The sequence below is a fragment of the Luteimonas sp. 9C genome, assembly GCF_902506295.1.
Taxonomy (GTDB): Bacteria; Pseudomonadota; Gammaproteobacteria; order Xanthomonadales; family Xanthomonadaceae; genus Luteimonas.
Genome location: NZ_LR733312.1, coordinates 2184985 through 2198553, shown reverse-complemented (window position 1 = coordinate 2198553; position 13569 = coordinate 2184985). Strand labels below are relative to the sequence as shown.

The following is a 13569-nucleotide window of genomic DNA, read 5'->3' as shown; positions in this document are numbered from 1 at the left end:
TGTGGCGCTTTCCGAAAATAGATGTCGCCCGCTTTGAGTCCCCCGCACCAATCCGCTAGCGTGACCACACCGCCCGCCGGAGTCCCCGATGCCCGACGCCATCGCCCATCACGCCGCGCTCGATGCGCGCATGGTCGCCGCGGCGCGCGGGATCCGGGTGCTGAGTCTGGCAAGCTGGCCGCCCGAGGCGCAGCAGCGGTTCCTGTCCGCCTTCGCGGCGGGGCGCCGCGAGATGCCGGAGATCACCTACCCGGACCTCGACTTCAGCGACACCCGGCGCGCACTCGCATCGATCGCCGCCGACGCCGATCCCGACCATCCGCTCGGCGCCTACCTCGTCGAATCGACGCGTGCCTGGGACGACGCGGCGCGATTGCTCGAAGCGCTGGGCACCGCAGCCGCCGGCGATCACGCCATCGCGCTCTACGGGCGTCCGGATGCGCCGCTGCCCGGTGGCGCGCTGACGACCTGCGACGCCGCCCGGCATTTCATCCACATCGCCGATGAACTCGATCCCGGCCTGCTTGCCGATGTCGAACATCCGACGATCGATGCACCCACGCTGCAGGCGCAGCTGCAGACGGATCTCGACGCGTACTTCGGTGCGCGCGTGGTCGCCGTGGAACTCGATGCCGGCATGATCGCCAAGGCCGCGGCGGGTGCCTACCGGTTGCGCCTGCGCAGTGACGCGCGGTATTCGATCCACGACCGCGGCCAGTTGCTGCAGCACGAGGCCTTCGTGCATTCGCTGACCGCGCTCAACGGGCGCGAGCAGCCGGTGCTGCCCAGCCTGGCGATGTCCTCGCCGCGCACCACCTGCACGCAGGAAGGGCTGGCGGTGTTCGCCGAACAGATCACCGGCAGCATCGACATCGGCCGGATGAAGCGCGTGAGCCTGCGCATCGAAGCGATCGCGCATGCGCAGGGCGGCGCCGATTTCCTGCAGGTCTTCGACTACTTCCACGACGCCGGGCAACCGGCCGCGGAAAGCTTCGCCTCCGCGCAGCGCGTGTTCCGCGGCGTGCCCCTGGGCGGCGGCCACGCGTTCACCAAGGACGCGGTGTACCTGCGCGGGCTGATCGACGTGCACACCTTCTTCCGCCAGTCCTTGGCCGCGCAGCAGTTGCCGCTGTGCCGGCAGCTGTTCGCCGGCAAGATGACGCTGGACGATGTGCGACGCCTGGCGCCGCTGTTCGACGACGGCACGCTCGCACCGCCGCGCTGGTTGCCGCCGTGGCTCGAGCGCGCGGGCGGGCTGGCCGGCATGCTCGCGTTCTCGCTGTTCGCGAACCGGATCCGGCTCGATCGGCTGTAGATGATCGGACGCAGTGATGGGTTTCGCTGCGCTCTACCCATCCTACGAAGCGCTACGGATTCGGTGAACCGTTGCAGGTGCGCACGGAACCGTAGGATGGGTAGAGCACCGCGAAACCCATCGAAGCTTTCGCATCAGCGCTCGAAACGCGGCGGCGTGATCGTGGAATGCAGCAGGCGCACCGCGTCGCCCAGCGATTCGGGATCGGCACCCGCCAGCAGCGCCTGCAGCCGCGGCCGGTCGGCGTCGAGGCCGGGCACCAGGCCCACCCAGGCATCGCGGCCGGCGTCCTTGGCGGCGTAGAGGCAGCGGTCGGCGATCGCGGTGGTCTGCTGCCAGTCGCCGAGCGTCGGCCACGCGGACGAGAACGGCCAGGGCGCGAAGCCGATCGAGCAGGTCATGCGCAGCGAGGCACCGTGCGCGAGTGCGATCGGCGTGTCGGCGACGGTGCTGCGGATGCGCTCGGCCAGGCCGGCTGCGGCATCGGCGTTGTCGAGTCGCGCGACCAGCATGAATTCCTCGCCGCCCCAGCGCAGCAGCAGGTCGCCGTCGCGGCTCAGCGCACGCAGGCGCGCGGCGAACTGCACCAGCGCCTCGTCGCCGGCCTGGTGGCCGTGGCCGTCGTTGATGCGCTTGAACGCATCGATGTCGAGCATGAAGAAGTACAGCGCATCCGATTCCCGCCGGCCCGGGGCCTGCACCGACGCGCGCGCGAGCCAGGCCTGCAGCTCGCGGCGGTTGGGCACCTGGGTCAGCGGGTCCAGGCGCGTGGCCGCGTCGAGCTGGGCGTTGCTCTGCTGCAACTGCTGGTTGGCCTGCTCCAGCTGCGCGGTGCGCTCGGCGACCGTGCGATTGAGCAGGTCCACGCGCTCGCGCTCGCGCTGCACCGCGCGCCGGTTGCGGCGCACGAACAGGGCGATCACCAGCACGAGCAGCAGCCCGTAGGCCACGTACGCCAGGGGATGCCGCCAGGGCGGCGGCGGCATGTCGATGGTCAGCACGCGCGAGTCGCCGAACTGGCCGTCGCGGCCCGCGGCCTGCACTTCCAGCCGGTAGCGGCCGGACGGCAGATGGTTGAGCGAGAACTCGGTGTGCGCCTGGTGCGGGTAGATCCAGCCGGTGTGCAGGCCGTCCACGCGATACCGCAGCTGCGCGGCGGCAGGCGCGAGGAAATCGATGGCCGTCATGCCGATCGTGAACACGCTGTCCTCGTCGTGCAGCGCGATCTCCGGCGTGTAGACGATGTCGGTCGCGGTGCTGCGCCGCGCATCGGTGTCCGACTGGCGGCTCAGCAACTGCAGGCTGGTCAGCACCGGATGCGCGGTGGCGCTGCGCCGCGGCAGCTGCATCGGTGCGATCACGTCCACGCCCATCGTGCCGCCGAAATACAGCAGTCCGTCGTCGCCGTGGAACGCCGACCCGCTGTTGTATTCCTGGTTGCGCAGGCCGTCGCGCCGGCCGAGGTTCTGCACGATGCCGGTGTCCGGGTCGTAGACGCTCAGGCCCAGATTCGTGCTCAGCCACAGGCGCCCGCCGGTATCGGGCAGGATCCGGTAGACCACGTTGTTGGTCAGGCCGTCGCGTTCGGTCAGCACCGACGATGCGCCGGTCCGGCGGTCGATGCGGTAGAGGCCGGCGGCGAAGGCGCCGACCCAGATCGCCTCCGCATCGCCGTGGATCGCCCAGGCCGAGCGGTGCATGCCCGCACCCGTCGGCTCGACCGGTGCGAGCACATCGCCGCGCAGGCGCCACAGGCCGCGCGTATTGGTGCCGATCCACAGGCTGCCGTCACGGTCGCGGTAGAGCACCGTGATCATCTCGCCGGCCAGCGGGGCGAAGCGCGGATCGGGCGCGAGGCGGCCGTCCACCAGCCGCTGCATGCCGCTGCGCGTGCCGACCCACAGGGTGTCGTCCTCGACCAGCAGCGCATCGATGCGCGCATCGCGCAGGCCGTCGATCGTGTCGACGCGGCCGTCGGCATGCAGCCGGTGCAGCCCGACCTGGGTGCCGATCCACCAGCCACCCGTTTGGGCCGGTTCGATCGCGCGCACCGACAGGTCCGCCAGGCCCGCCACGGCACGCCAGGCGCCGCGCGGACCGTCGCGCATGCGCAGGCCGCTGTCGGTGCCGATCAGCATCCGCGCGCCGTCGCGGCGGATCGCGCGGACACTGTGGCTCTCCCAGTCCTCCATCGTGCCGACGCCCGCGCCGTCGTGGCGGATCACCGAGGCCAGCGGCCGCACGCGGTACAGACCCGAGGTGTAGGTGCCGATCCACCACGCGCCCGATGCGCCCTGGTGGAAGCCGGTGATCGCGCTGCGCGGCGGGTTGTCGAACCGCAGGCGACGCGGCCGGTCGCTGCCGGGCGCCAGCTGCACCACCGCGCCGTTGCCGAAACCCGACAGCACGCGGCCGTCCCCGAGCCGGATCATCGCGGTCGCATCGCCGGTGGGCACGCCGAGCGCCGCAGGTGCCCAGTGCCGCTGCAGGCGCCCGGCGGTGTCGAGCCGGAACAGACCGCCATTGGCGGCGAGGACCCACAGCCCTTCGCGGCCGGCCTGCAGCGACACGCAGCGGCGCGCCCCCGCCACGGCGCCCAGGGACACCAGGCCGTCGGCCTCCACCGCCCACAGCCCGCAGGCGATGTCGAGTGCGACCGGCCGGCCGCGTGCGGCCGACCATTCCAGGCCGACGATCTCGCCGGTCGTGCCCAGCGTGCGCACGGTGCGGATCTCCGCATCCACATGGTCCACGCCGGCCTCGGTGCCCAGCCACGCGCCGCCGGACGGATCGAGCAGGATGCGCACCACGCGTGCGTGCGACAGCCCGTCGGCGACGCCGATGCGGCGCTGCGTCCACGTCGGCAGGTGCACGACCTCCAGACCGGCATCGTTGGTGCCCAGCCACATGCGCGTGCGCCGCGGCTCGAAGCCCAGGCTGTCGATACTGCTGCTGACCAGGTTGGCGCCGCCTTCCGGCTGGTCGGACGCGTTGCGGTAGGCGCGGAACCGGTGGCCGTCGAAGCGGTTGAGGCCGTCCTGGGTGGCGACCCACAGGAATCCCTGGTCGTCGCCGGTCATCGCCGAGACCGTCAGCTGCGACAGGCCTTCGTCGAGCCCGTACATCTCCAGGCTCAGCGGCGGATCGTCGACGGGGTCGGCCGGTTGCGCGATCGCGGCGAACGACGCGCAGGCCAGCCACATCGCCGCCAGCAGGCGTGCCGCCACGCGCACGCTGCGCGCCACGCCGGCAGTGCCGCCGGCGTCGTGCGCTGTCTCGCACGCGTCATGCGCGCTGGCGACCGCTCCTCTACGCAATGTGTGTGCCCCCCCTTTGTACAGTGTGCCTGCGAATTCCGTGCCAGCGTGCCGCGGGCACGCGTCGCCGTCCGTGCCAGACTGCACACATGGACGCCGCGCCCACCATCCTCGTCGCCGACGATCACCCGCTGCTGCGGGCCGCCGTGCTGCATGCGCTGCGCGACAGCCTCGGCCAGATCCGCGTGATCGAAGCCGCGACGGCGTCCGCGCTCGCGCCTGCGCTCGACGCGCATCCGGAGATCGAACTGGTGCTGCTCGACCTGACGATGCCCGGCGCGCGCGGCCTGTCGTCGCTGGTCTGGCTGCGCGGCGAGCGGCCGGAACTGCCGGTCGTGGTGATCTCGTCCAACGACCATCCACGCACCGTGCGCCGCGTGCAGCAGTTCGGCGCCGCGGGCTTCATCTCGAAATCGGCGCCGGCCGATTCGATCGGCCAGGCGGTGGCGAACGTGCTCGACGGCGGCAGCTGGTTTCCGCCGCTGACCGCCGAGCGTTCGGAAGAGGACGCGCAGCTCGCCGCGCGCCTGGCGCAGCTCACACCGCAACAGTTCCGCGTGCTGCTGGGCATCGCCGACGGCCTGCTCAACAAGCAGATCGCGCACCAGCTGGGCCTGGCGGAGAACACCGTCAAGGTGCACGTCACCGCCATCCTCAAGAAGCTCGAATGCCACAGCCGCACGCAGGCCGCGGTGCTGGTGAAGGCGCTGGAGCGCGAGGACGAGGCCTAGGTTTGAAGCCCTCCCCCGCACGCGGGGGAGGGAGCTGATCTGCCTCAATACCCCCGCAGCCGCATCTGCATCATCAGCGCGCGCAGCGCCGGCGGGCGTACCGGCCTGGACAGAAAACCCTGGCCCGCGTCACGCGCCTGCGCGCGCAGCGCGGGGTCGGGGTCGCCGCTGACCAGGATCGCCAGCGGCACCGCGCTCCAGCGGTCGCACAGCGTGTCGAACAGGCCGGCGCCGTAGGCGTCGCCCACGCGCACGTCGAGCAGCACGATGTCCGGCGCCTCGCCGCGTACCGCCGCGGCGAGCGCGGCATGCGGAGCGTCGGCGAGCAGCACCTCGCACTCCCAGCGCTGCAGCAGCTGACGGGTCGCGGCGCAGGCCTGCGGGTCGTCGTCGACCACCCAGACGCGGCAGCCGCGCAGCGGGGCATCGTCTTCGGCAGGCGCGCCCGGGGTGACGTCTTCGATGGCCGTCTGCGCCGGCGCATCGGTCAGCGGCACCGACACCCGGAACACGCTGCCGGTGCCGGGCCGCGAGCGCAGGTCGATGCGATGGCCGAGCAGGCGTGCGATGCGATCGACGATGGCGAGCCCGAGTCCCGCACCGCGGTCGCCGGCATTGCCGTCGTCGAGGCGCCGGAATTCCTCGAAGATCTCGCGCTGGCGGTTCGGCGGAATGCCGGCACCGGTGTCGTGCACCTCGATCCACAGGCGATCGCCATCGCGTCGCACGCCGAGCACGATGCGGCCGCGCGCGGTGTAGCGCACCGCGTTCGACAGGAAGTTCTGCACCAGCCGGCGCAGCAGCGTGGCATCGCTGCGCACCCACGCGCGCGTGGGCACGTGGTCGAAGCGCAGGCCGCGCGCCTGGGCGAGCACGCCGGTCTCGCGTGCCAGGCCTTCGAGCAGCGGCCCCAGCGCGACTGCGCGCACGTCGGTGCGCAGCGTGCCGGTCTCCAGCCGCGAGATGTCGAGCAGGCTGGCGAGGATGCCGTCCTGCGCCGACAGCGCGCCGTCGATGTTGTCGGCGATGCGTCGCGTCTCCGCGTCGCGCAGGCGTGCGCGCAGGCCGGCGGTGAACATGCGCGCGGCATTGAGCGGCTGCAGCAGGTCGTGCACCGCGGCGGCGGCGAACCGGCCCTTGTAGCGGTTCGCGGCCTCGGCCTCGGCGCGCGCCTGTTCGAGATCGGCGGTGCGCTCGGCGATGCGCTGTTCCAGCGCGTCGGCCAGCGTGCGCAGCTCGCGCGCGGTGGTCTTGTAGGTGGTGATGTCGGCGTAGCTGGTGACGAAGCCGCCGTCGGGCAGCGGATTGCCGCGGATCTCCAGCACGGTGCCGTCGGTCTTCTCGCTCTCGCGCATGTGCGGCTTGCCGCTGCGCAGGTGTTCGAGCCGGCGCTCGATCGCCTCTTCCACCGGCCCCGGGCCGAGCAGGCCGCGCCGCGCGTTGTAGCGGAAGATCTCCTCGATCGGCGTGCCCACGCGCACTAGGTCCGACGGAAACCGGAACAGGTCGATGTAGCGCGCATTCCACGCCACGATGCGCAGGTCCGCGTCGATGATCACCACGCCCTGCGGCAGATGCGCCAGGCGCCGGCTCAGGCCGGTGTCGGCTTCCTGCGCCGCGGCGACCAGGCCGTCGCGCGCGCTGCGCAGTTCCTCGGCGTGGTGGCGCACCAGGGTCTCGAGTTCGTCGCGGCTGCGCCGGCGCAGCGCGCCCAGGCGCATGCGCTGCTGCAGGAACAGCACCAGGAACACCAGCGCGGCCCAGGACGCGCCGGCGATCGTGGCCCATTCGCGACTGGCGGCCGCGACCGGTGCGGCGTCCTGCAGCAGATGCAGGGTCCAGTCGGTGTCGGCGACCGGCGCGCGTTGCCACAGCCACTGGCCGGGCATCGCCGGCAGGTCGATCCGCACCACCGCGCCCTGCGTGCCGGCGCTGCGCAGCACGTCGCCGGTGTAGGCGCGCAGGCGTTCACCCTCGTACTGGCGGGTGGCGACCAGTTCCCGGCGCGCCCGGGCATCGAGCGGTGCGAGCACGCGATAGCGCCACGCGGCGCGGCTGGCGAGGAACACCACGTCGTGCGCATCGCTGGCCAGCACCAGGTCGCCGTCCTCGGGCCAGGTGCGTTCGATCGCGGCCAGTTCGATCTTGATCACGATCACGCCGACCGCGCGCCCGGCCTCGTCGCGCAGCGCTTCGGACAGGAAATAGCCGGGCACGGCGGTGGTCACGCCGATACCGTAGAAGCGGCCGCGTCCTTCGCGCAGCGCCTGCTGCACGTAGGGGCGGAACGCGTAGTCCTCGCCGACGTTGCTGCCGGCGTCGCGCCAGTTGCTCGCGGCGATCGCGATGCCGCGCGCGTCGATCAGGGTCAGCGTGGAGGCGCGCGTGGTGCGGTTGGCGTCCTCGAGACGCTGGTTGAGCCGCGCCCGGGTGGCGGCATCGACCGGCGCGGCGACGGCGGCGCGCAGGTCGGGATCCAGCGCCAGCACCTGCGGCAGGGCGCGATAGCGTTCGATGCGCTGGTCGAGGGCCTGCGCCTGCAGGTCGAGCTGTTGCGCGGCCTGCGCCGACTGCGCGTCCAGCGCGCGTCGTCCGCCTTCGCGGTAGCCCAGCCACGCGACCAGCACCAGACCACCGCAGGCGATCAGCACGGTCAGCAGCAGGCGTCGCAGGCGCGGTCGGGTGCGCATCACGCCAGTGTAGGGGTGGCGTGCGGCGGACGCCGCGTCGGGCGGCGTCCGTGCGCGATCAGAAGTGCACCTGCGCGCGCACTTCCACCGCGTCCGGGCGCGTGGTCACGCCGTTGCGGGTGGCGTTGAGGCGCACGTAGTTGGCCTGCAGCTTCACGTACGGCGTCAGGTACCAGTTCGCACCGAAGGTCCAGTCGTGCTGGCGGCCGCCGCCGACCGCGCCGTCGTCGAGGTCGAGCGTGCTGTAGCGCGCGGCGAGTTCGACCGCGCCGTAGCCGTTCGCCGGCTTCGGGTTGGCGACGTTGCCGGCCGAATACACGCGGCTCTCGCCGGTCAGCAGCCAGCTCGCCGACAGATAGCCGCCATCGGCGCGGTAGTCGGCCAGGCCGTCGTCGCGGGCGATGTCGGCGCGCAGCAGTTCGCTCTGCAGCGAGACCGGCCCGTGGATCCAGATGCCTTCCAGGCCCGTGCGGCGGATGTGGCCGACCGGTGCGAGATTGCCCGAATCGACCAGCCGCACGTCGGTCAGGCCCGCGCCCGGTCGCGCACGCAGGCGCGCGTTCGCGTCGAACTGCACGCCGCGGCCGTCGGTCCAGCCCTGCGGGTTCTCGCGCGAGGCGGCGATGCCCAGATGCAGCACGTCGCCGGCGGCCTTGCGCGGCGTCCACGCGGCACGCGCGACGTAGGTCTGGCCGGGGTTGTCGCCCTGCAGATCCTGGCCGCCGTAACCGCCGAGCTGGAACAGCGCCCGGTCCTGTTCGAGCGTCCATTCCACGCCGGTGCGGCGGCCCTGGTAGATCGCCTGGACCGGCGCGGCCAGTTCCATGAACGTGCCCGCCCGCGAGCTGGTCACGCCTTCCAGACCCACCGGCACCTTCATGTAGCCGACGCGCAGCTTGCCCAGGTCGCGACCGAAGAAATGCTGGCTGTCGAGCCGCACGTAGACGTCCAGCCAGGCCCTGGATTCGAAATCGAAATTGACCGCGGCGTCCCAGACGCCCGCCCGCTTGAGCGCCGCGCCGAACTCGCGGCGGCGCATGCCGTTGTCGCTGCCGAGACGGGCATCGCCGCTGAAATCGCTGTGGTCCCAGGCGAAGTTGCCGGTCAGCGCGAGCGTGGTCTCGTCGGCGAAGGTGAATTTCGGCGGCCAGGCCTGCGCGCCGTCGGCGGCCAGGACCGGCGCGGCCGCCGTGCAGGCGCACAGCAGCGCCAGCGGGGGGAGGAGAGAGCGCATGGAATCCTTGGGGGAGGCTGCACCCGGCCGCGGGGGCGACCGGCTGCGGGTGGGGGAGTGCCGCCGCGCGCGTGCGACCCGCGGATTCTAGGACGGGGCCGTCGGGCGAACGCGTGAGTAATGCCAAAGGACTAGGAATAGGGCGGCTAACACCAATGCGCTATCGGCAGCGTGGACGCGGCGGCGTACAACGCATCGCCTGCATCCAATTCCATGGATGCACCTGACCGGTACGCACCCATGCACGCCATCCCCGCCCAAGTCCCGGCCGCGCCACGGCTGCCCTGGTACCGCCAGCTCTACGTGCAGGTGCTGATCGCGATCGCGCTCGGCGCGGTGCTGGGCCACTTCCAGCCCGCATTCGCCGAACAGCTCAAGCCGCTCGGCGATGCCTTCATCAAGCTGGTGAAGATGATCATCGCGCCGGTGATCTTCCTGACCATCGTCACCGGCATCGCCGGCATGACCCAGCTGCGCACGGTCGGCCGGGTGTTCGCCAAGTCGATGGCCTACTTCCTGTTCTTCTCCACGCTGGCGCTGGTGATCGGCATGGTCGTGGCGCACGTCGTGCAGCCGGGCGTGGGCATGAACATCGATCCGGCCTCGCTCGACACCGCGGCGGTCGAGGGCTACGTGCAGAAGTCGCACGAGATGACGCTCACCGGCTTCCTGCTCGACATCATTCCCGGCACGCTGGTCGGCGCGTTCGTCGACGGCAACATCCTGCAGGTGCTCTTCATCGCCGTGCTGTTCGGCATCGCGCTGGCGCTGGTGGGCGAGAAGGGCAAGCCGATCCTCACGTTCCTCGAAACCCTGACCGTGCCGGTGTTCAAGCTGGTGCACATCCTGATGAAGGCCGCACCGATCGGCGCGTTCGGCGCGATCGCCTTCACCATCGGCAAGTACGGCCTGTCGTCACTGGCGAACCTGGCGTGGCTGGTGGGCACGTTCTACGTCAGCGCGGCGCTGTTCGTACTCGTGATCCTGGGCGCGGTATCGCGCGCCTGCGGCTTCTCGATCTTCAAGCTGATCCGCTATCTGAAGGCCGAACTGCTGCTGGTGCTGGGCACGTCGTCGTCCGAATCCGCACTGCCGTCGCTGATGGAAAAGATGGAAAAAGCCGGCTGCCAGAAGTCGGTCGTCGGCCTGGTCGTGCCGACCGGCTACTCGTTCAATCTCGACGGCACCAACCTATACATGACCCTGGCCGCGCTGTTCATCGCCCAGGCCACCAACACCGAACTCACGCTGTGGCAGCAGATCACCCTGCTGCTGGTCGCCATGCTCAGCTCCAAGGGCGCAGCGGGCGTGACCGGCGCGGGCTTCATCACGCTGGCCGCCACGCTGTCGGTGGTGCCGACGGTGCCGGTCGCGGGCATGGCGCTGATCCTGGGCATCGACCGCTTCATGAGCGAATGCCGCTCGATCACCAACTTCATCGGCAATGCCGTCGCCACTGTGGTCGTCGCGCGCTGGGAAGGCGCGCTCGACCGCGACCAACTGGCCGCCGCGCTCGACGGCAGGCCGTTGCCGGTGGTCGCCGCGCCCGATCCGGCGGCAGGCCCGGGCGACCGCAACGTGCTCGCCCTGGACTGAGGGCGCGCGCCGCTTCGAACGATCCACACGCACCACCCTGGGAGGGGACCCATGACGACACGACACCGCTGGGCCGGCCTGATCGCCGGCCTCCTGCTCACCTGCACCGGTCTGGCCAATGCCCAGGCCGATGTGCAGACCCTGCCGCTGTGGCCGGAGGGTCATCTGCCGCAGACCGTCAGTGGCCCGGAACTGGTCGGCAACGAAGGCAGTTCGATGGGCGCGGTCACCCGCGTCTCGCAGCCGCGACTGGAGATCCATCGCCCGGCGAATCCGAACGGCACCGCGGTGCTGATCCTCGGCGGCGGTGGCTATTTCCGCATCCAGGTCGGCACCGCCGCGCGTCCGATGGCGCAATGGCTGACGTCGATCGGCGTGACCACCGCGGTGCTGTACTACCGCCTGCCGGTCGACGGCTGGCCGGCGTCGGCGCCGTTCGCCGACGGCCAGCGGGCGATGCGTCTGCTGCGCGCGAATGCGGCGTCGCTGGGCATCGATCCGGCGAAGATCGGCGTCATGGGCGCATCGGCCGGCGCCAACCTCGCCGGCATCCTGTCCACGCGCTTCGACCACGATTTCTATCCCGCGCTCGACGCCAGCGACCGGCTTTCGTCGCGCCCGGATTTCCTCGCGATGCTGTACCCGGTGGTCACGCTGAAGCCGCCGGACGACACCACGCGCAGCCGCCGCGAACTCGCCACGCAGTCCGATGCCGTCGAGGCCTATTCGGTCGAAGGCCACGTGCGCAGCGACATGCCGCCGGTGTTTCTCGCCCACGCCGCCGACGACCGCATTGCCGATGTCCAGCACAGCCTGCTGATGTTCCAGGCCGCGCGCGCGCAGAACGTGCCGGCGGAACTGCACGTGTTCGATCGCGGCGGCCACAGCTGGGGGCTGGGCAAGCCCGGCACCCAGGTCGCGCAATGGCCGCGCCTGTTCACCACCTGGGCGCGCGCGCACGGCTTCATGGCCGCGCCGCCGGTCAGCCTGCAGCCGCTCACCGGTCAGGCGGCGCCGCCGCCACCGCCGGCCGAAGACGCCGACGCCGACCTCGAAGAAGACGGCGACTGAGCCGTCCACGCCTTTGCATCCGTTCCACGGGAGAGACATCGAATGAATCGCACACACACCCGCGCGCTGGCTGCCGGCGCGCTGCTGGGCCTGGCCGCGTTGCCGGCGCTGGCTGCCGACACCGCCACCGAAACCGAACTGCGTGAACTGATCCGCCTGCAGGCCGAGCAGATCCAGCAGCAATCCGCGCAGCTGCAGGCGCTCCACCAGCGCCTCGACGCGATGGGCGCGCCCGCCGTCGCCGCCGCGCCCGCAGCCGCGCCCGTCGACGGCGGCGTCGATCTGTGCCTGCACGCCGTCGCCGACACCCGCCAGGACGACATGGCGATCCTGCAGGCCCAGGTCGCCCAGCTCGCCGCGAGCGGCGGCGGTGGGGGCGGCGGTGGCAGCGTCAGCTGGCGCCGTGGCGGCCCCGAGTTCCGCAGCAGCGACCGCGGCTTCACCTTCAATCCGCGCGGCCGCGTGCTGGTGGACTTCTCGTCCACCCACGGCTCGGATTTCGACGCGCGCAACATCACCGGCACCAACCTGCGCCAGGCACGCCTGGGCGCGCAGGGCACCATGGGGCCGCTGGGCTACAAGATCGACGCCGAGCTGTCCGACAACACGGTCAGCCTGTCGGATGCCTACCTGAGCTGGGACACGATGCTCGGCGGCATTCCCACCGAGTTCTACGTCGGCAACAAGCTGAAGGACCGCGCCATCGATTCCAGCACCACGCTCACCCGCACGCCCTTCATGGAGCGCAACGCGGTCGCCAGCGTCGGCATGCCCGCCAGCGGCTATTTCGGCCTCGGCGTGCAGATGAAGATGATCGGCCAGAACTGGCACACCACCTTCGGCATCACCGGCGACGACGTGGGCAACACCGGCACCGAAACCGATTCGTTGACCTATTCCTTCCGCGGCCACGTCAATCCGATCAAGCGCCCGGCGGGCTTCCTGCATGTCGGTGGCTGGTACGTGCACGAGGACTACGGCGTGGACACCAACCGCATCAACCGCACGCCGCGCATCGCCTCGCGCTTCAACGACAACGTGCGCGTGTCGGCCAGCGCCATCAACGACGTCACCGGCGAGCAGGTCTGGGGCGCCGAGCTTGGCGGCACGTTCCGCAATTTCTGGGCCTTCGCCGAAACCAGCGAGACCACGCTGCGGTCCGATTCGGTCGGCGATGTCGACCAGAAGGCGCACTCGGCCTATGCCGGCTGGCTGATCACCGGCGAGAAGCCCGGCTTCAGCGCCCGCTCCGGTGTCTGGGGCACCACCCGCGTCGCGCGCCCGGTCACCGACGGCGGCATCGGCGCTTGGGAACTCGCCACGCGCTACGACAAGTACGACTTCACCGACGCCGCGCGCGGCGGCGAGGGCGATTCGTGGACGCTCGGCCTGAACTGGTACCTCAACAACTGGTCGCGCGTGATGTTCAACGTCGTGCGCTGGAACACCGAGAACCAGGTCGGCGCCTACGCCGGCACGGATTCGGGCCACACCTTCAACATCCGCACCCAGGTGGTGTTCTGACCGGCAGGCCCGGTCGGATGCCCTGGCCGGGCCGTCGGCAGCGGTCCTGAAGCGGACCACACGCCCCCGTCCAGGGGTTCGCGCGGGGCGG

The 13569-nt window shown here is 71.1% G+C and carries 8 protein-coding genes; 5 read left to right on the top strand and 3 right to left on the bottom strand.

The features are described 5' to 3' along the window. Positions 1-88 precede the first annotated feature (88 nt). Positions 89-1315 (top strand): flavohemoglobin expression-modulating QEGLA motif protein, encoded by a 1227-nt coding sequence (locus CURTO8I2_RS10040; protein ID WP_159680859.1) that lies wholly within the window; start codon positions 89-91, stop codon positions 1313-1315. Between the two features lie 134 nt (positions 1316-1449). Here the strand turns inward: CURTO8I2_RS10040 and CURTO8I2_RS10035 are convergent, their stop codons facing one another. After that, positions 1450-4560: a diguanylate cyclase gene (locus tag CURTO8I2_RS10035; protein WP_159680857.1), complete on the bottom strand. Its 3111-nt coding sequence runs from the start codon at positions 4558-4560 to the stop codon at positions 1450-1452. A 161-nt stretch (positions 4561-4721) separates the two neighbouring features. Here CURTO8I2_RS10035 and CURTO8I2_RS10030 point away from each other — a divergent pair, with 161 nt between their 5' ends. After that, positions 4722-5363 (top strand): response regulator transcription factor, encoded by a 642-nt coding sequence (locus CURTO8I2_RS10030; RefSeq protein ID WP_159680854.1) that lies wholly within the window; start codon positions 4722-4724, stop codon positions 5361-5363. Positions 5364-5407: 44 nt separating this feature from the next. Here the strand turns inward: CURTO8I2_RS10030 and CURTO8I2_RS10025 are convergent, their stop codons facing one another. Continuing rightward, positions 5408-8053 carry a PAS-domain containing protein gene (locus tag CURTO8I2_RS10025; protein WP_159680852.1) on the bottom strand — a complete coding sequence of 882 codons (2646 nt, stop codon included), beginning with the start codon at positions 8051-8053 and terminating at the stop codon, positions 5408-5410. 58 nt (positions 8054-8111) lie between these two features. After that, positions 8112-9287 carry a porin gene (locus CURTO8I2_RS10020; protein WP_159680850.1) on the bottom strand — a complete coding sequence of 392 codons (1176 nt, stop codon included), beginning with the start codon at positions 9285-9287 and terminating at the stop codon, positions 8112-8114. 240 nt (positions 9288-9527) lie between these two features. On the opposite strand from CURTO8I2_RS10020, the gene CURTO8I2_RS10015 reads away from it, so the two are divergent. Genes CURTO8I2_RS10015 through CURTO8I2_RS10005 form a run of 3 tightly spaced genes read left to right on the top strand, consistent with a single transcriptional unit; the run spans position 9528 to position 13478 of the window. Continuing rightward, positions 9528-10883: a dicarboxylate/amino acid:cation symporter gene (locus tag CURTO8I2_RS10015; RefSeq protein WP_159680848.1), complete on the top strand. Its 1356-nt coding sequence runs from the start codon at positions 9528-9530 to the stop codon at positions 10881-10883. Between the two features lie 51 nt (positions 10884-10934). Next, the gene (locus CURTO8I2_RS10010) at positions 10935-11954 is read left to right on the top strand and encodes an alpha/beta hydrolase (protein WP_159680846.1); all 1020 of its coding nucleotides are present in this window, start codon (positions 10935-10937) and stop codon (positions 11952-11954) included. Between the two features lie 42 nt (positions 11955-11996). Continuing rightward, complete coding sequence (locus CURTO8I2_RS10005; protein ID WP_159680844.1) at positions 11997-13478, top strand: porin; 1482 nt, start codon at positions 11997-11999, stop codon at positions 13476-13478. Positions 13479-13569: the final 91 nt, after the last annotated feature.